The following is a 20156-nucleotide window of genomic DNA, read 5'->3' as shown; positions in this document are numbered from 1 at the left end:
TAATGAAAGTGAGCCCATATGAATTTAAAAGATCTACAATATTTTTATGACCTCTGCCAGCTTCAATCCTATACGGAAGTAGCAAAACAACATAAAGTCAGCCAACCATCTATTTCTTATGCTATCAAGCGCTTAGAGGAATCCTTTAACTGCAAATTGATTCACCATGACCCCTCGCATCGTTCCTTCAAGCTAACTCCTCAAGGACAAATCCTTCTAAAGCATACAGAACTGATTTTACCTGAGGTCATTTCTACTCGCAAAGAAATTAATCGCTCCTTGGCACAATACTCTACTGTAGGATTCCCTCCTATTATCATTCAGTATCTCTTTGCTGCCTTAAACGAAAAAGATAAATTCGATTTTTTAAAAAAGGTACGCCCTATCCGCGGTGGCTCCGTGGAGTTATTAAACCTTCTCATCAAAGGAGACCTTGATGCAAGCCTACTCGGTTTGATTGAACTTCTCAACTATCCTTCAATAGAGTCACACGAGCTATTTCATAAAGAACTGTATGTCGTTTTATCTAAGAACCATCCTTTTGCCACTGCTCCTTCCCTCGCTTTTGAAGAATTAGCAGATCAATCCTTTATACTCTTAGATGAACACTTTGTTCACCTGAAAGCTTTTGAAATGCTTAATCAAAAGTATCAAAACAAGGCAGAAATATTCTTTAAGACTGATGACATTGCCATCCTTAAAGAACTTTTAAAGAAAGGGATCGGCCTTAGTTTACTGGCTGATATCGCACTTTCTGATGAAGATGATGATTTAATAAAAATTCCTCTTATACCGAAGGATAAGATAACTTTTACAGTTTATTACGCTTACCTTAAATCAGCTACACCGTCATCAGAAGTAGAAGCCTTATTTAATCTCCTTAAATCATATGAATAGAAAAAACTCTAACTATCAATGAACTGATAGCTAGAGTTTTTTACATTGTAGATATTAGACTCAATGAAAATCAAAAAGCAAACTAGGAAGCTAACCTCAGGTTGCTCAAAACACTGTTTTGAGGTGGCAGATAGAGCTGACGTGGTTTGAAGAGATTTTCGAAGAGTATTAGACTATAGTAGATTGAAACTAGAGTAATACGCCGCGACTTCTAAAACTTTTCTAGAAATGAATTTGACTTTCCTAATAAAGTTGTTCAGATTTTATTTCATCTCACTATAATTCAATGATTTTCTAAGAATTCTATTTCTTTCGAAAATTCTTTCAAAACGCTTCCAAAGTTTTTTAAATCAGTCCAACAAAAAAAGGTTTATAATTTCCATAAAAGTTGACATGGAAATTATAAAACCATTATTAGTTTAACCCTTGTTGGTAACGCGCCAATTCGGCTTGGTTAGCCCAAACATAGTGACCTGGACGGATTTCAACCATAGACGGCTTATCAGTCTCATAGTCGTGTTGACTTGGGTCATAAACCTTCAAGACCTTCTTGCGTTCCAAGATTGGGTCTGGAATCGGTACCGCTGAAAGCAAGGCCTGAGTATATGGGTGAATTGGATTGTTAAACAATTCTTCTGTTTCTGCAACCTCTACAATAACACCCTTGTAAATAACTGCGATACGATCTGAAATAAAGCGAACGACCGACAAATCATGGGCGATAAAGAGATAGGTCAAACCGAGCTCTTTTTGGAATTTTTTGAGCAAGTTCAAGACTTGGGCACGCACAGAAACGTCCAAGGCTGAAATGGGCTCATCCGCAATAACAAAATCTGGTTGCATCACCAAGGCACGGGCAATACCGATACGTTGACGTTGACCACCTGAGAATTCATGAGGGTAACGAGTCAAGTGCTCAGCAAGAAGACCCACTTCACGGATAATATTTTTAACTTTCTCTTTACGTTCTTCGTCATCTTTGAACAGATGATGATTGTAAAGACCTTCAGAAATAATATAATCAACAGTCGCACGTTCATTCAAACTTGCGGCAGGGTCTTGGAAAATCATCTGGATACGACGAATCAATTCTGCAGCTTGTTCACGCGATTTCTTACCATTAATCTTTTGACCCTCAAAAATAATATCACCATTACTTGTATCATTGAGACCGATTATCGCACGACCAATAGTTGTTTTCCCACTACCTGACTCACCAACAAGCGAGAACGTTTCTCCCTTGTTGATAAAGAAGTTAGCATTTTTAACCGCGACAAACTTCTTACTTCCTTCACCGAAGGAAATTTCTAAATCTTTGATTTCTACTAATTTTTCAAACATTTCCTTCCTCCTAGTCTTCCAGATGGGCAAATCCCATTTTTTCACGGATTTTATCGTGGAGATTTGCAATCACAGCTGGTTTTTCTACTTTTGGAGCATCCTCATGAAGAAGCCAAGTTTTAGCCCAATGTGTCTCTGATACTGAGAATTGAGGAGCTTTTTGTTCGAAGTCAATCTGCATTGCATAGTCAGAACGCAAGGCAAAGGCATCCCCTTTCAGATCAGTATAAAGTGACGGAGGTGTTCCTGGGATTGAGTAAAGATCTCCTTTATCATCAGCAAGCTGAGGCAAGCTAGACAAGAGACTCCATGTATATGGATGGCGAGGGTCATAGAAGACTTCCTCAACAGTTCCATACTCAACAATTTCTCCTGCATACATAACCGCTACCTTATCCGCAATACTTGCTACCACACCAAGGTCGTGAGTTATAAAGATTGTTGTGAAATGGTACTCGTTTTGTAAAGATTTTAGCAAATCAATAATCTGTGCTTGGATAGTCACATCCAAGGCAGTCGTTGGCTCATCACAAATCAAGACATCAGGTCGGCAGGCAAGGGCAATCGCAATTACGATACGTTGACGCATCCCTCCAGAATATTGGAATGGGTATTCATCAAAACGTCTATCTGCGTCTGGAATCCCAACCTTATTCATGTAGTCAATGGCCAATTCTTTTGCTTCTTTGGCTGTTTTTCCTTGGTGTTTTACAATAACTTCTGTAATCTGACTACCAATTGTTTTAATTGGGTCCAAACTAGTCATTGGATCCTGGAAGATAGTCGCAATCTTAGCACCACGAATTTGTTCCCAATCCTTGTGAGAAGACAAGGCTGTTAAATCTTGACCACGGTAGTCAATGCTACCTTGGGCAATACGACCATTTTCTTCAAGCATACCTGTAAAAGTCTTTGTCAAAACAGATTTACCTGATCCTGACTCACCTACCAAGGCTAATACTTCTCCTTCAACTAGTTCAAGAGAAACGCCGCGAATGGCTGTCAATACTTTGTCACGAACGTCAAATTCCACGACAATATCGCGAGCAGTCAAAATTACATTTTTTTCTTTTGTCATTTCTACTCCTATCTATGTGTACGTGGATCACTAGCATCCGCTAAGTTTTGACCAACTACGAAAAGGGACAAGGATACCAAAACAAGGGTTGTCAATGGAATCCAGAACAAGTAAGCATTGGTTGTTACGTTTTGTGAATAATCCGAAATCAAACGACCCAAACTTGGCACTGTAATCGGCAATCCAAGACCGAAGAAAGACAAGAAGGCTTCGTATGAGATAAAGCTTGGAAGCATTTGAGTCATGGTTGTCACAATAACAGATACCAATTGTGGCATAATGTTTTTGGCAACAATCTTCAAGGTTGGTGTTCCCAAAGTACGTGACGCCAAGTTGTATTCCAAGTCACGATAACGCAAGATTTGCACACGAATCATGAAGGCAATTCCAATCCATGTTGTTACACTCATGGCAAAAATCAAATTCCAGAATCCAGCTCCGATTGAGTAAGTCAAGACAATGACAATCAAAAGAGATGGGATGTTTGAGATGACATTATAAACTTCCATCATCACGCGGTCAACTGATTTTGAAATTCCCCAAATACCACCGACAAAAACACCGATAACCAAGTTAATCACTGTCGCAATCACAGAAATGAGGATAGAGTTACGCGCTCCGAACCAGACACCGTCAAAGAGCGATTTACCGTTACTGTCTGTACCGAACCAATGCTCCGCATTTGGCTTGATATAACGAGCACTAAAGTCGTTTACCTTGCTGACATCATTGAAATCAAACTTAGAAAACATTGGGTAGATGAAACTCATCAAAATGATGGCTACCAAGATTCCCAACATGACTACAGTTGATTTTTTCTTCATAAATTGTCTAAACACTGATTTCCAGTAAGAATATGCTGGCGCATCAATGGTTTCAGAGGCAAAATCGTCACGTTTTACAAACTGAAATTTTTCTTTATCGATTGTAGACATTATTTGCCTCCTTTCTCAGTCAATTTAATACGTGGGTCAATAATGGTCATCCAAATATCTCCTAAAAGAAGGGAGAAGATAGAAATACATGTAAAAATGAAGACAAGACCAACGACCATAGAGTTATTGGATGCTTTTACAGAGTCAATCAACATTTTACCCATACCTGGGAAGGCGAAGACTGTTTCAGTAAGGGTTGCACCACCGATAACCCCAATAACGGCACCAGGAATTCCTGAAACCAGCGGAACCATGGCATTTTTAAAGATGTGTTTGTTTGAAATTTCTTTTTCAGACAAACCTTTTGCACGAGCGAAACGAACAAAGTCTTGTGATTGCAAGTCAATCATGTAACGACGAATCCAAATAGCTGTACCAGGAGCACCCAACAAACCAAGGATTACTGCTGGTAAAACGTACGAACGCCAATCTCCAGCCCCTAAGATAGGGAATGAATCTGGTAAACCAATTGAGGAACCAAGCAATCGAACAATATAAACAAGGGCGATTGTTGGAAGTGCCATCAAGAAGGTCAAAGCCCCTGTTGAGAAGCTATCAATCCAAGTGTTCTTGAAACGAGCCATGGCTGAACCAAGTGGCACGGCAATCGCATAAGAAATCACCAAACCAATCAAACCAGCAATAGCAGAGCTGACAATCATAGATGGATATTGGTAATTACTTTCAGTCGCTGTATAAGGATCATCTTTCCCATAGCTAGCTACTTCACGAGAGTCAGCCTGACTAGGTGACTTGTAGGTTCTTGAGTAAATATTTACAGAAGACGTTTTCTTACCTGTTGGGAACTGAACTTGAGCAGTTTTGGTTTGTCCTTGACCTTGAGTAATAACCTGAAGAACTGGTGTATTAGCATAGGTTGGATAAGAGTCACCTAAATTGATATTAACAAAGTTTTGATGCACAAATGGGAACTGACTGTTAAAGTACAAGAGATATTTATGTTTAGTACCTGAACCGACCAATGACCATCCGATAGCTGGATCATTTTCGAAACGAAGGTAGCGTTTCAAGTCTGGATTTTCAGGGTCTTGAATTTTATTTGTATGATCAATATCAATCAAGTTAGCATAGAAGTGAAAAACACGTTCAAAAATTGGAATTTCACGAGTAGCATAAAATTGACCACTTTCAGTAAATTCTCCCAAAGTCCAACCATGACCTAATTGATTGATGTACTTTTCATAAATAGCTTTATTGGTCGCATTTGCCTCTACTGTTACAGAAGAATCCATGCTACTTGCCTTTTCTTGCAACTCTTTAGTATCGTAATACTCAATGTAGCCCATACGCTCAAACACAGTATTTTCATAGTTATCACGTTTATCAGCCGTTGTTGCGATTTTATTATAGTTAGGATCCTGCTTGAAAATCAATTTTCGAGGAACCAAGGTATAGATAATCGTGTAGGTCAAAGTCGTTACTAAGAAAATCGAAACCAATGACCGCAAAACACGCATAAAAATATATTTTTTCATATTATTTCCTTTAAAAATCCCAAAAGAACCTTCTCCTCATGGAGAGAAAGTTCTATTAGAAATTATTTACTTCACATGACTTGCCAATTCTTTTTGAGCTTTCTCGTTTGATTCAGCTTTTTCTTTCAACCATTTTTCACGAGCTTTTTCATACTCTTCTTTGGTGATTGCTTTTTCACTAACTTCAGTGTACTTCAAGTATCCTGAATTTTCACCTTTAAGACCAGATTCAGAATATGATGAGCTAAATGGTAGAACTTTTGAAACATATGAAACGGCTGTTTCTTTAGGAGAAGCCATTACTGGAATTGTCAAAGCATTGTCAGTCAACCAAGCTTGTGCTACCGCGTATTTTTCATAACGTTTTTGAACATCTTGGTTTTCGCTATTTGCATCATCAAGTAATTTTCCATAGTCAGCTAAAGCAAGTTTGCTTACTACTGATGCATCCGTGTTTTGGTCAATACCAAGGTAAAGGCGAGTGTTTCCTCCCTTGATGACAAACTGATCCAAGAAAGTAGAAGGATCTTGATAGTCAGGGTTCCATCCTAGCAAGGTGTGGATATCCCAATCTTGCTCTTTAGCTGTTGGAGCACTAAATGAAATTGGTAAAGCTTCTGCTTGAGTCATTTGTTGCAAGTCTACAACAACATTATCTGAACCCAATACTTTTTCAATTGATTGTTTCAATGATTGAACACGGTTTACAACCGCTGTTGATTCTTGGATAACCAAGGCATCCAAGTGGATTGGGAATTCAACACCTTCAGCTTGTAGGCTTGATTTAGCTTTAGCAAAGACTTCTTTCGCTTTTTCTTCATTGTAAAGTCCATTTTGAGAATCTGCTAGAGATACGTTTGACCAAGTAGAAGAATTTGTCTTAGCCAAGCTATCTTGTACCAATTCACCAAATGTTTTCTTACCAACTTGAAGATTATATGGTGCGAATGTATTACGGATGGCTACTGCAGCTCCATCAGTACCATTTGTTTGAGCTGAGTAAGAATTGCGATCGACCGCAAAGTTCAAGGCTTGACGGAACTCCTTATTTAGCAAAGCTTTTTGAGTAGATGTCTTTTGGGCATCACTTGTTTTGGCAGTGTGGTTATAAGTTGTACGGCCATAGTTCAAGCTGACAGTTGCAACACCCGCACCTGGTTCATTAAAGTAAATGTTATCTTTGAAGTCAGCTGCATATTTTTCATATGTAGAACTTGTAGGGAAGATACGAGCCTTGCTATATTGACCATCAGAAAAACCTTTGGCAATTACATCTTGATCCTTACCATCCCAGAAAGTGAACTTAACGTTCTCAATTTTTACATTTTCTTTGTCCCAGTAAGCATCATTTTTAGCCATCTCGATAGATGATTTAGGAGTTACAGCCTTCAAGACAAATGGACCGTTATAAAGAATAGAGTTAGCATCTGTTGGAGAACCAAAACCTTCCCCTTTTGAAGCTAAGAATTCTTCATTAACTGGCATCAAAACACCACTAGTAGTCTTGTCATTCCAGAAAGTTTCTGGCTGGTTCAAGGTATACTCTAGTGTTTGGTCATCGAGTGCTTTTACTCCGACGGTTGAAAAATCGCTTGTTTCACCCTTAATATATGCTTCTAATCCCTTAATAGAAGAGCTAACGATTGAAAGTCCTTTTGATTTCCCATCTACCGCATGTTTCAAACCAGTAACGAAGTCTTTAGCAGTGACAGGAGCGTACTCTTCTCCCTCTGCTGTCACCCATTTAGCATCCTTACGGATTTTATAGGTATACGTCAAACCATCTTTTGAAACTGTCCATGATTCAGCAATAGAAGGAACCAGATTACCATATTTATCGTTAGCCAACAAACCATCTACAGCATTTGTTGTGATGAATGATGTTGAATCGATATTGCTGACGATATAATCCAAGGTTTCTGGATCTGTTTGATAAACATATTGGTAATCTTTTGCTAGTTTCGCATTATTTGAACTAGTGTTTGAACACGCAGCTAGAACTCCTGACGCTAATAAGGTAGCTCCTGCTACAGCAAGCACTTGACTTTTTTTCATTTCTTCACTCCTCGTAATAAAGTATAGGTCATTATCAATTATATCATAGATTTCAAGAAAAGTAAACGAATTTTCAGAATATTTAGGCTTATTAACACAAATTTTTCATTTTTTCTGAATATATGATTCAAATTGTCGTTCGAAGTATCAAAGGCTACAGCGAAAATAGGAAATTTGACGCAGAAACTTTGGAGCTTAGAAAGACCTATAGTAAAATGAAATACGGACTGAACAATGTGATTTTGGAATTTAAATTAAATTATAATAATATTGTAGAAGTATCATTCTAGTATTCAAGATTCAATTTACTATATCTTTTTCACACCAACCTTATTCCAAATTCAATTACTTTCGTGATTTACACATATAGATTAAGACTATCTTTTATACTTTAAAATTTCTCGCTACCTTATCCACTATATACGCCTTGCTATCACGTTCCTGTTAGTAGTGCCACGATTTCGCTATCCCTTCCTTTGACAATTCTTATTTCCTGCGTCAGACTTAAAACGATCTATCCCCAGACCATTTTAATCCACTACCTCACGATAGTCAGGCTTGGGGAGAGCTATTGTATTCACCGATAGTGGAGCCCTACAGAGGACTTACACCTCAGATGCACGACATGTCCAGTGTATATAAAAATCTCCCACCCAAGGTAGAAGATTGTAATCTTATATACTTAATCCGTCATGTCCGATACCAACGTTCGATGCTCCAATGGAATACTGCACATAACTAACAAGAAAATGAAACCTGACTGAATCCAGAAGAGGGCCAAGTCAAAGATTCCGTGCACAGCAACCACTGTAAGGAAAGATAGATAAAGGCCGATAATCGGGCGTTTCCCCGACTCCTGACTCATATCCATCATCAAGCGAACAGGAGCAACAGAAGACAAAACTAATAAAATAGTCCCCACAATTCCGTAACTCAGAATCGTATCGATATATAGACTGTGAGCATGTTCATGATAAGGAGCATTTATTCTAGGATAAGAGTGCATATAAGTCAATGGCCCTTCACCCCAAAAAGGATTTTGCTTAAACAAAGCCATCCCAGCATCCCAGATAGAAATGCGTTCTTCCATAGAAGAGTCTAAAGTCCCCATCCGAACTCCCAAATCACTAGAAAAGAGGAAGCTCAAGCCGATTGCGAAGACCCCAATACTAAGCCAAAAGGCCTTCCAGTTTTTAATGGTCGTAAAGAGATAAATAATGGCTCCAGCGATAATAGCAGGAAAGGCAGTTCGATTTTGCGTAAAATTCAAACCAAAGAGATTCACAAAGCCTGCAATCACACAGAATACTTTCAACCAATTCAACTTGGTCGTTGTAAACAGATAGAAGGCAATCATGATACAGAAACAACAAATAATTCCATAATAATTAGGATTAAAGAAGGTCACTTCTGCACGATTCTGATGCCACACCTGCATGTTAGGTGAAAGAAAAGCATAGTTGAATTTCTTCACAATTTGGAAATGCTCTAAACTCGCAAAAACAGCTGACAAGACGCTACCAAATAAGACGAGCTGCAAAATCAAGCGAAAGAATTTATGGGATAAAATCGACTGATAATACAAAAAGAAAATAGTAAATAGAAACATTCCTACTGAAGCCACAAGCCCCATCCAATTTTGTGCAAGAATGGATATAACAGTACTATAGCCAAGAAAAAGAAGCAGCATCGGATGCTCCCCCATTTTCTGAAGAATACTTTTCATGTCTCCTGTAAAAATCAAACTGATAATATATAAACAGAATACAACTACAAAAAGATAAAAGGGCAAAAAGATACTCAGGATAATTCCCAATAAAATCAGCTCTTTACTAGACAACCCTTTCAGCTTTTCAATAAAGCCTATTGATTTCAAAATGAATCCTTTCTCTCCAAATCAGTTGATTCAGATAATAGTAAGCTATCCTATATTGTACCACTTTTTTAGCAATTTGAAAACAAGGGAAACGTTTACTAAAATAAAAAAACTATTTTATCAACCATATCAAGGCTTCAAAATGTTACTTCAACTCCATTCTCAATTACCCGATAAGTCTGATTTTGCAAATCAATTTCTGCTACTGCTGTTACGGACTTATCTTTATTTTGACGTTTGATTACAATGCTTTGAGCTGTTGGTGTTTCAACGTCAATAGTCCCTCCTAGATCAAAGGCTTCTAAACGGTTACGGAAAGAAAATAGATTGAGAAGGGCCTTCACTACAGGACGTTGGACCTCTTCTGATATTTCCTCATTGCTATAGTAATGACGATTAATATTTCGACCTTCTTTAGTTTCTTCTAACAATTTCAAGTCATTCTTGCCTGCTAATAGACCTACATAGTAAATCTGAGGAATACCTGGGGCAAAAGCTTGAATTAGACGAGCGAGAAAATACTTGACATCATCGTCTCCAAGCGCAGAATAGTAGGTTGAATTGATTTGGTAGATATCTAAATTGTTATACTCGGCACTAGAGTACTTACGTTTGACATTCGCTCCAACCTTATAGAGTTCATTTGAAGCATAGTCAATTTCCTCATCAGTCAGGATATCCTTGACATCTACTACTCCAATCCCATCATGGGTGTCTAGCGTCGTAAATTGCTTCATTGGGCTCATCTTTAACCACTTAGCCAAACGCTCTGTTCTGGAACTGTAAAGAGTATAAAGTGTCACCATTGGAAGAGCAAAATCATAAACATAGTAATCGTGATCCGCTATTTTAAACTGAATCGAATAATGTTCATGAATCTCAGGTAAGAGCTCTGTTCCATACTCAGCAGCGATGTCTCGAACTTTGTCCAATAAATCCCAAATATCTGGTTCCACAAAGAAATCATTGGTATCCAATTTCTTCACTGCATAAGCAAAGGCATCTAAGCGAATCAAATCACACCCATTACTTGCCAAGTGCTGAATGGTCTTACGGATAAATTCCATCGTTACTTCTTTGGTCACATCAAGATCAATCTGCTCCTCACCAAAGGTATTCCACAAATGTTCCACTGACCCATCTGCAAAGACAATCTCTTGCTTTGGTGCACGATCCTTACGCTTGTAAATTAAGTCTACATCAGCTTGTGTCGGACGATTTTCCGGCCAAAACTTATCCCAGTTTAAAAAGAGATCTTTAAATTCACTGGCTTCATGTTTTTCTTGATAGTCCTTATAATACTTAGATTGACGAGAAATATGGTTAATCATAAAGTTAAACATAAGATAATATTTCTCACCTAAACGCTTAACATCCTCCCAATCACCAAAAGCTGAGTCCACTTCGTCGTAGTCAACTGGCGCAAATCCACGATCACCTGTTGATGGGAAAAATGGTAGAAGGTGAACTCCCCCAATAGCATCTCCAAAATGCTCTTCCAAATTATCATATAAGTCTTTAAGATTATTTCCCAGACTATCTGAATAGGTAATCAACATGGTTTTATTTTGAATTGGCATCATTACTCTCCTTTTTCTAATTGAAGCCAAGTCTCATATGACTTGGCTTCGTAAATCAAATTCATGTTATACTCTTCGAAAATCTCTTCAAACCACGTCAGCTCTATCTGCAACCTCAAAACAGTGTTTTGAGCAACCTGTGACTAGCTTCCTAGTTTGCTCTTTGATTTTCATTGAGTATTAAATCTCTGTTTATCATCAAACTCGTACTAAATATAGACTTCAATAAACTAAGTACTACTTTCTTGTTTTCACATAAAATTGTCAACTAGCTGAACTATTCCCCTGTATCAGGAATTATAGCTTCTCTAGTCTCTTCTTACTTCACTGCCCCGTTGCTCATTCCTGCGATTATATGGCGTTGGAAGAAGAGATAGACAATGGTGATACTGATAATGCCGACAACGTATGAGGCAAAGCTTGGCCCGTAGTCGTTGAAGTATTGGCCTGCGTAGTTGTATTGGAACAAAGGCAGAGTCCACATTTTTGAATCCCGGTTCAAGACAAGGAGTGGCAACATGAAGTCATTCCAGAACCAAAGGGCATTGATGATCATGGTTGTCGCATGCATCGGTTTCATCATTGGGAAGATGATGCGGAAATAAGTTGTAAATTGATTAGCCCCATCGATCTCTGCTGCTTCATCCAGACTTTCTGGGATCGAGATTTTGATATAGCCAACATAGAGAAAGAGGGTCTGTGGAATCGCATAGGTCAAGTAGAGCAAGATCAAACCAAAGGTATTAGCCAAACCGAGTTTACTCATCATAACCGTAATCGGAATCATGATGACTTGGAAAGGTACGAAGATTCCGAGGATTAAGAGGATATACATGATGGTAAAGGCTTTTCTTTTACTCATATTGCGAGCGATGGAGTAGGCTGCCATCGGAATAAAGATCATTACTGCAAGTAAAGACAAGACAGTGATGACGACAGAGTTCCAATAATAGCCTCCGATCCCATCAGCTAAGAGACGGCTAAAGTTGTCCCATGTGAAGTTGGTTGGAAAGCCAAAGAAATTGTCTACAATATCCTTAGTGGGTTTGAAGGAACTAAAGAGGGTAGCAAGGAGCGGCACTAAAATCAGAACCGATCCTAGAATCAATAGAATGTATTTGCCAATCAGGTCTTTTCTTTCATCTTGTTTCATCATGCTTCTCCTCTTAAATTTCAAATTTCTTAGATACTCTCAATTGGATGATCGAAATCACTACAATTAAGAAGAACAAGATTACGGCAATGGCATTGGCATAACCGAATTGGTTGTTTTTAAAGGCATAGTTATAAACCAAAAGCCCAAGTGAAGTTGTGGCATTGTTTGGACCACCACCGGTCATGGCAAAGACTTGGTCAAAAGCAGTCAGCCCACCTTTTAGGGATAGGATAAAGACCATAGAGACACTTGGTAGCAAGTAAGGCAATTCAATGTTCCAGAAAACTTGCTTGCTAGTCGCGCCATCAATCCTTGCTGCCTCTGTAATCTCAGTTGGAATAGATTGCAAACCAGCTAGGAAGATGATGATGGGCATAGCCACCCCTTGCCAAAGAAGGACAAAGACAGCCGCAAAGATCGCTCCCCACTTAGTCCCTAAAAGACTGGTTTGGAAAAATTCAATATGAAGGGCATGCCCAATCGCTGGAAGACCGTAGTTGAAGACTTGCTTGAAGATCAAAGCCACTGTCAAACCAGACAAAACAGCTGGGAAGAAGAACCAAGCACGGAAGAAGGTTTGGGCTTTGATTTTAGAGTTCAAGACACGCGCAATGAAGATCCCGAGTGCAATCTCACCAACCACCATGGCAATCGTAATGATTGCGGTAAAGCCAATCGCATTCATGAATTTTGGATCCATGAAGAGGAGCTTAAAGTTGTTTAAGCCGACAAATTTGTAGTTATAAGTCAATCCTGTCCAGTTAGTAAAACTGTAAAAGGCTCCTTGAAACATCGGCACATAGAAGAAAATTGCTTGTAACAAGAGAGGGATGACCACAAAAGCCCATGCCCAATATTTTTGTAATACTTTTTTCATAGTCTCTCTACTCCTAATCCACATCCGCTTTCATCGGGTTAAAGAAGGCATTCAAATCATTGACCATGCCTTGTTTATCACCGGTCAAGACATAGTTCATGGTCAAGGTATGGAAGTCTGATTCACTGGTCCAGTATTGTTGCAACCAGACCAAGTGACGATCAGTAAAGGCATATTCGGTCATACCAGCAAGCGGTGAATCTTCTCCTGCTTGTTTGACCCCTTCGATCGCTGTTGGAGATCCGTCCACATCGTAGTATTTTTGCATAACCTCTGGACGGGTCATATATTCCACAAAGGCATTGGCTTCTTTTGGATGTTTGGTGGCGGCTGAGATAGACCATGCCAAGTCTCCCGCACCAACGGTTAAGCTTTGTCCTTTTTCTTTTCCTGGAATCATGAAGGTCCCAATCTTAAAGTTCGGTTTTTGTTCATTAATCGCTGTGATCGCCCAAGACCCATTTGGTGTCATGAGGACATCCCCACGTGCGAAGGCTCCGATAACATCGGTATAGCCAGCACCTTCCCAGTTCTTTTGCTTAGAGCCATTGATGCGAAGGATGTCCATGACCTTGATGTCATCTTTCATAATCGAATCCGACAATTTAATGGCATTTGGTTGAGAATAACGAAGGTATTGATTGGCTTCTTTTCCTCCACCTGTTGCTGTCGCAAAGGCTAATTGATTGTAACCATTGAGTGTCCAAGCATCTGCACCTGCAATTCCAAATGGTGTTTGTCCTTTAGTAACGATGTCTTTGACTAACTGTTCAAATTCATCCCAGGTTTCAGGAACCTTCAAGCCCAGCTCTTCGAATTTATCTTTGTTGTAGTAAATTCCATAAGCATTAGCTGTAAAAGGAACGTTGTAAACTTTTTCGTTTACAGCATATTTTTCAGCGTAGCCATTTTTCACGCGTTTCAGGTAGTCTTTGTTGCTCAAATCTTCAAAGACACCTGCTTTTGCCCATTCTTGCAGTTCGATGGACTGTGGGTAAATATTGACCACATCAGGCACATCTCCTGCTAGAACACGTGTCTTCAATACTTCACCAGCATTTGGTACATTGACGACTTTGACCTTGATCTTAGGGTTTTCCTTCTCAAAATCACGAGCGATTTCTTCCAAGGTTTTGGTCATTTCTTTTTTCTGGTTGAAATACTCGATGGTCACTGTGCCATCCGCAGATTTACCATAGTTGGAGCAAGCGCCGAGCCCAAACAAAGCTAAACCTGTAGTTGCAAGAAGTCCGATTTTTTTATACCATTTCATTGGAAAGCCTCCTTTATAAATTTATACACTTTTATTATAGTCTTTTAAAAATATACTGTTTACTCAAAAAATCTCCTTGAGATAAGATAACAGTTAAACCTGCATACATGAGTTCTGCACCTGAGTAAACTACTCCATTTTCCTGCAATTCATACAGTCCCTCTTCAACCAAATCTTTTAACTTTAAAGTTGTTTCCATGGTCTCTACAACTGATAAAACGCGAACGTAGGTTACAATCGTTTGATTTTTGTAATTAAATTGTACAGCTGCTTCATTGGATTCAGTATCAGGGTTAATGAGTCTATACTGTTGTCCTAACTGAACTACTGGTCGTAATTCTTTATACAAGTTCACCTGATTAGCAATCTCAGCTTTCTCTTCATCGGATAAACTTGTCAAATCAAGCTCATAGCCCAAATTTCCCATCATTGCTACATGGCCACGTGTTTCTAATGGTGTCGTTCGTCTCATCTGATGATTCGGTACTGCTGAAACATGAGCCCCCATAGAAATGGTTGGATAGAGATAGGATGAACCGTATTGAATTGGTAAACGTGCAATAGCATCAGTATTATCACTAGCCCAGACTTGTGGGAAATAACGCATCATACCAAGATCATTTCGTCCACCGCCACCAGAGCAGGACTCAAAGAGAATATGGCTGTGCTTCTCTGTCAGATAAGAAACGAGTTCGTAAAGCCCCAGCATGTACTGATGAGATTGCATCTGTGTCTCTAGATAGTTCGATCCATTCCCCAGGTTAGTCATATTACGATTCATATCCCATTTAATGTAATCAATCGCATGATAAGATAGGAGTTGATCTAAGACATTTTTCAAGTATTCTACTACCTGAGGATTGGCAAGATTAAGTACTAATTGATTTCTAGAATAGGTATGCTCATATCCTGAAATCTGAATAGCCCAGTCAGGATGTTTACGATACAAATCGCTATCTACAGAAATCATTTCAGGTTCTAACCAAAGCCCAAACTGCAAACCTCTTTCGTGGATAGCTGAAATCAGACTTTCAAGACTTCCACCCAGTTTTTCCTCATTAACAACCCAATCACCTAAAGCCCGATTATCATCAAAGCGATTACCAAACCACCCATCATCTAATACAAAAAGTTCAATACCAACTTTCTTAGCTTCATCAGCTAGCTCTAACAGTTTTTCTCTCTGAAAGTCAAAGTAAGTAGCTTCCCAGTTATTGATTAGAATTGGGCGTTCTTTTGTAGAAAATTTACTTGGCATAATGTGCTTCAGTACAAAATTCTGACTTTCATGACTAATACCAGTTAATCCCTTATCTGAATAGGTCATTAAAGCTACCGGTGTTTCGAAGTATTCCTCAGGGTCTAACTTCCAAGAAAAGTTTTCCGGATTAATCCCAATAGCCAGCCGAACTTCATTCAATTGATTCTTTTGAACAAAAGCTTCAAAGTTTCCACTATACATTAATTGAATAGCAAACACATTCCCAGCATCCTCTGTGACTCCTTGATCACATAGTAGAAGAGCTGGTGTTTGAGCATGACCAGAAGCTCCACGGTTCGAACTAATCGAAAAGATTCCTTGTTCTACCTGTTGACGTCTGACAGTCTTTTCACGAGCATAAGCTCCCTGAAAAGTTACGATTTCGTAATCTGCAGCTGGAACATCAGCCATAAAAGAAAAGTCCTTATGGATGATAACTTCCTGATTACTCTTATTCTCCAATTTACTGTAGCTAGCAATTGTCGCATCATTATCAAAAGCAGTATAATATAAAGTCAGACTAAGTTGAGCCTTAGAATCTTCTAAAATCAAGGCAAGAGTCTCTGTACCATCCATGCTATGTGGGGAAGGTAAACCCTGTGGACCATTTTGACCTTTTAAAATCTTTGCTTCTATAAAACGAAAATCTGTTACCTCAGTTGCATCCTGCTGAACCTGTATAGTTGGTTTCCTAAAATCTCCTAAGCCATGTTGCCCAAAAATCTGTCGCTGAGTATCTAAACTAAAGGTTCGATTATGAGCCGTTGGATTTCCTGAAAAGGCATGGTCTCGTTCATAAACACTATTGCAACCTTTATAGTTCTTAATAGTCTTTCCTAAATGTTTCAAAAGTAAGTACCCATTTCGATTTTCAATAATCAAACTTAAATTTTTACTCTCAACATAAAATAGATTATTCTCTATCCTAACTCCCATTTACTTCACCTCATCACTTTAATGATTCTATTTTATCATCTGAAATCGCTTTCCGAAATAGAAAAATGTCTCAAGAATATGGTAAAATGTTAGGTAGGAGGTAGCACATGTTAGTTTTTTCAGAATACCAGACTGGAACAATCGACCTTTCCCTAAGCTTTTATGGATATGAGGAATGCACACCTAATTACTCTTTTGGTCCAGCCATTCGTGATACATACGTTCTACATTACATTAGTAAAGGACAAGGAAAATTTCATTACAATGGTAAAATTGTTGATTTAAAAGAAGGAGATTTCTTTCTATTAAAACCAGATGAATTAACCTTTTATCAAGCAGATAGTAAAGAGCCTTGGGCCTACTACTGGTTAGGAATCACTGGAGGGAAAGCTCCTGATTATTTTGCTCTTTCTCAAATTTCTAATCAATCCTATCTCATCCAATCTGAAACTTGTCATACCCAGACTACTGCAAGACTCATCTCAGACATTGTCCGCTTCGCTCAGATTACCAAATCAAATGAATTAGCTCAACTCCATATCATGGGACAACTCCATGAACTGATGTTTCATCTGGGAACTATTGCTCCCAATCAGAAAAAAAAGAATATTTCATCAACCCACCAACTCTATCTTGAATGCAAACGATTAATTGATAGCCACTATCCTCAATCACTTACAATTCAAGATTTAGCAAAAGAACTATCCGTTCACAGAAGCTACTTATCAAGTGTATTCAAAGAATTTAACACCTTATCACCCAAAGAATACCTACTTTACGTTCGAATGCACCGAGCTAAACAACTTCTCGAAAATACCCAAGAGTCTATCAAGGTAATTGCATATTCGGTAGGTTTTTCAGATCCACTACATTTTTCTAAAGCTTATAAACAATACTTTAATCAGACTCCAAGTCAAACAAGAAAAGAATATTCTCAACACCAACTAGTGAGAAAGGAAACACTATGAAATCCTACCAAGCTGTCTACCAAATTCTAGCTAAAGAAACCGATTATATCAGCGGAGAAAAAATCGCAGAAGAACTATCCCTCAGTCGAACATCAATTTGGAAAGCCATCAAGCGGCTAGAACAAGAAGGCATTGAAATTGATAGTATCAAAAACAAAGGATATAAACTGATGAATGGTGACCTTATTCTTCCAGAGATTCTAGAAGAAAACCTTCCAATTAAAGTCAGCTTTAAACCCGAAACAAAATCAACACAACTAGATGCAAAAGAAGCAATTGATTTAGGCCATGAAGCAAATACCCTCTATCTAGCTTCCTATCAAACAGCAGGCCGAGGCCGTTTTCAACGTTCCTTCTACTCACCGCAAGGTGGTATTTATATGACACTCCATCTTAAACCAAATCTCCCCTATGACAAATTACCATCCTACACACTACTTGTAGCTGGAGCTATCTACAAAGCCATTAAGAACCTAACTTTAATAGATGTCGACATAAAATGGGTCAATGATATCTATCTAAGCAATCATAAAATTGGAGGAATTCTCACTGAAGCAATGACCTCTGTAGAAACAGGCTTAGTCACAGATATCATTATTGGAGTAGGTATCAATTTCACCATTAAAGACTTCCCTCAGGAATTAAAAGAAAAAGCTGCTAGCTTATTTAAAACTACAGCTCCTATAACAAGGAATGAATTGATCATAGAAATCTGGCGTGCTTTCTTCGAAACACCAGCAGAGGAGCTATTATACCTATATAAAAAACAGTCATTCGTTCTAGGAAAAGAAGTTACTTTCACACTAGATCAAAAAGACCACAAGGGACTTGCTAAAGACATCTCAGAAAATGGAAAACTTTTAATTCAATGTGATAATGGAAAAGAAATCTGGCTCAATAGCGGAGAAATTTCTCTCAATAGTTGGAAGTAAAATAACACAATTATAATATAAACGATATAAAAATAACTTCAGATTAGTAATTCAATTAAGTTTTACAGATCTGAAGTTTTATTGTTTCTAAAAGTAAAAAAGAGAGTTACAAACTCTCATTAAAACGGAGAATAAGGGATTCGAACCCTTGCGCCAGTTACCCGACCTAACGATTTAGCAAACCGTCCTCTTCAGCCTCTTGAGTAATTCTCCAATTAATGGGCACGAGTGGACTCGAACCACCGACCTCACGCTTATCAGGCGTGCGCTCTAACCACCTGAGCTACGCGCCCAAGTTAAAAAACTTGGTAATTTGAACAAAGTTCAAAGCGGGTGACGAGAATCGAACTCGCGACAACAGCTTGGAAGGCTGTAGTTTTACCACTAAACTACACCCGCATAAATACTATCAATAAAATGGCGCGAGACGGAATCGAACCGCCGACACATGGAGCTTCAATCCATTGCTCTACCAACTGAGCTACCGAGCCTTATTGCGGGAGCAGGATTTGAACCTACGACCTTCGGGTTATGAGCCCGACGAGCTACCGAGCTGCTCCATCCCGCGTTAATATAAAAGGAGGATGTGGGATTCGAACCCACGCACGCTTTTACACGCCTGACGGTTTTCAAGACCGTTCCCTTCAGCCGGACTTGGGTAATCCTCCAATATTCAAATGGACCTTGTAGGACTTGAACCTACGACCACTCGGTTATGAGCCGAGAGCTCTAACCAGCTGAGCTAAAGGTCCAACAAGATCATTATAGCGGCGAAGGGGATCGAACCCCCGACCTCCCGGGTATGAACCGGACGCTCTAGCCAGCTGAGCTACACCGCCATGTATCGGGAAGACAGGATTCGAACCTGCGACACCTTGGTCCCAAACCAAGTACTCTACCAAGCTGAGCTACTTCCCGAGTTAAATAGAAAAATGCACCCTAGAGGAGTCGAACCTCTAACCGCCTGATTCGTAGTCAGGTACTCTATCCAGTTGAGCTAAGGGTGCTCCATATTATGCCGAGGACCGGAATCGAACCGGTACGATCGTTACCAATCGCAGGATTTTAAGTCCTGTGCGTCTGCCAGTTCCGCCACCCCGGCCTCTCTAAGCGAACGACGGGATTCGAACCCGCGACCCCCACCTTGGCAAGGTGGTGTTCTACCACTGAACTACGTTCGCACTGTTTTCTTCTATCTAAAAATGCCGGCTACATGACTTGAACACGCGACCCTCTGATTACAAATCAGATGCTCTACCAACTGAGCTAAGCCGGCTCATTTATTATATCTTAATGCGGGTTAAGGGACTTGAACCCCCACGCCGTTAAGCGCCAGATCCTAAATCTGGTGCGTCTGCCAATTCCGCCAAACCCGCAGATATGACCCGTACTGGGCTCGAACCAGTGACCCATTGATTAAAAGTCAATTGCTCTACCAACTGAGCTAACGAGTCTAAAATAACTTCTGTTATCTTAAACGGTCCCGACGGGAATC

Annotated in this window: 14 protein-coding genes and 15 tRNA genes; 3 read left to right on the top strand and 26 right to left on the bottom strand. The window is 39.2% G+C overall.

What is annotated here, in order from left to right; all coding sequences use genetic code 11:
* Nucleotides 1-18 precede the first annotated feature (18 nt).
* Nucleotides 19-897, top strand: coding sequence for a LysR family transcriptional regulator (locus HT711_RS02000; protein WP_164226982.1), 879 nt, complete (start codon nucleotides 19-21; stop codon nucleotides 895-897).
* Between the two features lie 414 nt (nucleotides 898-1311).
* Here HT711_RS02000 and HT711_RS01995 read toward each other — a convergent pair whose 3' ends face one another.
* The 11 genes from HT711_RS01995 to HT711_RS01945 form a co-directional block, all read right to left on the bottom strand.
* Nucleotides 1312-2238, bottom strand: a complete 927-nt coding sequence (locus HT711_RS01995; RefSeq protein WP_173233264.1) for an ATP-binding cassette domain-containing protein — start codon at nucleotides 2236-2238, stop codon at nucleotides 1312-1314.
* A 10-nt stretch (nucleotides 2239-2248) separates the two neighbouring features.
* A complete protein-coding gene (locus HT711_RS01990; RefSeq protein WP_000159551.1) occupies nucleotides 2249-3316 on the bottom strand; it encodes an ABC transporter ATP-binding protein in 1068 nt (355 codons plus the stop codon).
* Nucleotides 3317-3324: 8 nt separating this feature from the next.
* Nucleotides 3325-4251 (bottom strand): oligopeptide ABC transporter permease OppC, encoded by a 927-nt coding sequence (gene oppC, locus HT711_RS01985; protein WP_000103703.1) that lies wholly within the window; start codon nucleotides 4249-4251, stop codon nucleotides 3325-3327.
* Nucleotides 4251-5747, bottom strand: coding sequence for an ABC transporter permease (locus tag HT711_RS01980; RefSeq protein WP_112443790.1), 1497 nt, complete (start codon nucleotides 5745-5747; stop codon nucleotides 4251-4253). The genes oppC and HT711_RS01980 overlap by 1 nt, the downstream gene beginning before the upstream one ends.
* Nucleotides 5748-5813: 66 nt before the next feature.
* Nucleotides 5814-7802, bottom strand: coding sequence for a peptide ABC transporter substrate-binding protein (locus HT711_RS01975; RefSeq protein ID WP_173233269.1), 1989 nt, complete (start codon nucleotides 7800-7802; stop codon nucleotides 5814-5816).
* A gap of 682 nt (nucleotides 7803-8484) precedes the next feature.
* Nucleotides 8485-9678, bottom strand: coding sequence for an O-antigen ligase (locus tag HT711_RS01970; protein ID WP_173233271.1), 1194 nt, complete (start codon nucleotides 9676-9678; stop codon nucleotides 8485-8487).
* Between the two features lie 137 nt (nucleotides 9679-9815).
* Nucleotides 9816-11258 (bottom strand): sucrose phosphorylase, encoded by a 1443-nt coding sequence (gene gtfA, locus HT711_RS01965; protein ID WP_173233274.1) that lies wholly within the window; start codon nucleotides 11256-11258, stop codon nucleotides 9816-9818.
* A gap of 319 nt (nucleotides 11259-11577) precedes the next feature.
* Nucleotides 11578-12411 carry a carbohydrate ABC transporter permease gene (locus HT711_RS01960; RefSeq protein ID WP_112445791.1) on the bottom strand — a complete coding sequence of 278 codons (834 nt, stop codon included), beginning with the start codon at nucleotides 12409-12411 and terminating at the stop codon, nucleotides 11578-11580.
* Between the two features lie 13 nt (nucleotides 12412-12424).
* The gene (locus tag HT711_RS01955; protein WP_173218721.1) at nucleotides 12425-13291 is read right to left on the bottom strand and encodes a sugar ABC transporter permease; all 867 of its coding nucleotides are present in this window, start codon (nucleotides 13289-13291) and stop codon (nucleotides 12425-12427) included.
* Between the two features lie 13 nt (nucleotides 13292-13304).
* On the bottom strand, nucleotides 13305-14564 hold the full coding sequence (locus tag HT711_RS01950) for an extracellular solute-binding protein (protein ID WP_173233277.1): 1260 nt from the start codon (nucleotides 14562-14564) through the stop codon (nucleotides 13305-13307).
* 34 nt (nucleotides 14565-14598) lie between these two features.
* On the bottom strand, nucleotides 14599-16761 hold the full coding sequence (locus HT711_RS01945) for an alpha-galactosidase (protein WP_173233279.1): 2163 nt from the start codon (nucleotides 16759-16761) through the stop codon (nucleotides 14599-14601).
* A 107-nt stretch (nucleotides 16762-16868) separates the two neighbouring features.
* Between HT711_RS01945 and HT711_RS01940 the strand changes: the two genes are divergently transcribed.
* Nucleotides 16869-17729 carry an AraC family transcriptional regulator gene (locus HT711_RS01940; protein ID WP_112445783.1) on the top strand — a complete coding sequence of 287 codons (861 nt, stop codon included), beginning with the start codon at nucleotides 16869-16871 and terminating at the stop codon, nucleotides 17727-17729.
* Nucleotides 17726-18661 carry a bifunctional biotin--[acetyl-CoA-carboxylase] ligase/biotin operon repressor BirA gene (gene birA / locus HT711_RS01935; RefSeq protein WP_173233281.1) on the top strand — a complete coding sequence of 312 codons (936 nt, stop codon included), beginning with the start codon at nucleotides 17726-17728 and terminating at the stop codon, nucleotides 18659-18661. Before HT711_RS01940 ends, birA begins: the two co-directional genes overlap by 4 nt.
* Before the next feature lie 125 nt (nucleotides 18662-18786).
* Here birA and HT711_RS01930 read toward each other — a convergent pair.
* The 15 genes from HT711_RS01930 to HT711_RS01860 form a co-directional block, all read right to left on the bottom strand.
* Nucleotides 18787-18874, bottom strand: a tRNA-Ser gene (locus HT711_RS01930).
* 6 nt (nucleotides 18875-18880) lie between these two features.
* Nucleotides 18881-18954, bottom strand: a tRNA-Ile gene (locus HT711_RS01925).
* A 35-nt stretch (nucleotides 18955-18989) separates the two neighbouring features.
* A tRNA-Gly gene (locus tag HT711_RS01920) sits at nucleotides 18990-19060 on the bottom strand.
* A gap of 19 nt (nucleotides 19061-19079) precedes the next feature.
* Nucleotides 19080-19152: transfer RNA gene (locus HT711_RS01915), tRNA-Phe, on the bottom strand.
* A 3-nt stretch (nucleotides 19153-19155) separates the two neighbouring features.
* A tRNA-Met gene (locus HT711_RS01910) sits at nucleotides 19156-19229 on the bottom strand.
* A gap of 10 nt (nucleotides 19230-19239) precedes the next feature.
* Nucleotides 19240-19329: transfer RNA gene (locus HT711_RS01905), tRNA-Ser, on the bottom strand.
* A 10-nt stretch (nucleotides 19330-19339) separates the two neighbouring features.
* Nucleotides 19340-19413: transfer RNA gene (locus HT711_RS01900), tRNA-Ile, on the bottom strand.
* 13 nt (nucleotides 19414-19426) lie between these two features.
* Nucleotides 19427-19500: transfer RNA gene (locus HT711_RS01895), tRNA-Met, on the bottom strand.
* A 5-nt stretch (nucleotides 19501-19505) separates the two neighbouring features.
* Nucleotides 19506-19579 (bottom strand) — tRNA-Pro (locus HT711_RS01890).
* A gap of 15 nt (nucleotides 19580-19594) precedes the next feature.
* Nucleotides 19595-19668 (bottom strand) — tRNA-Arg (locus tag HT711_RS01885).
* A gap of 9 nt (nucleotides 19669-19677) precedes the next feature.
* Nucleotides 19678-19763: transfer RNA gene (locus HT711_RS01880), tRNA-Leu, on the bottom strand.
* A 7-nt stretch (nucleotides 19764-19770) separates the two neighbouring features.
* Nucleotides 19771-19842: transfer RNA gene (locus HT711_RS01875), tRNA-Gly, on the bottom strand.
* Between the two features lie 22 nt (nucleotides 19843-19864).
* A tRNA-Thr gene (locus HT711_RS01870) sits at nucleotides 19865-19937 on the bottom strand.
* A gap of 18 nt (nucleotides 19938-19955) precedes the next feature.
* A tRNA-Leu gene (locus HT711_RS01865) sits at nucleotides 19956-20037 on the bottom strand.
* A gap of 5 nt (nucleotides 20038-20042) precedes the next feature.
* Nucleotides 20043-20115 (bottom strand) — tRNA-Lys (locus HT711_RS01860).
* Nucleotides 20116-20156: the final 41 nt, after the last annotated feature.

The sequence above is a fragment of the Streptococcus sp. 1032 genome, assembly GCF_013277015.1.
Classification (GTDB): Bacteria; Bacillota; Bacilli; order Lactobacillales; family Streptococcaceae; genus Streptococcus.
This window is presented reverse-complemented; position numbering and strand designations above follow the sequence as displayed.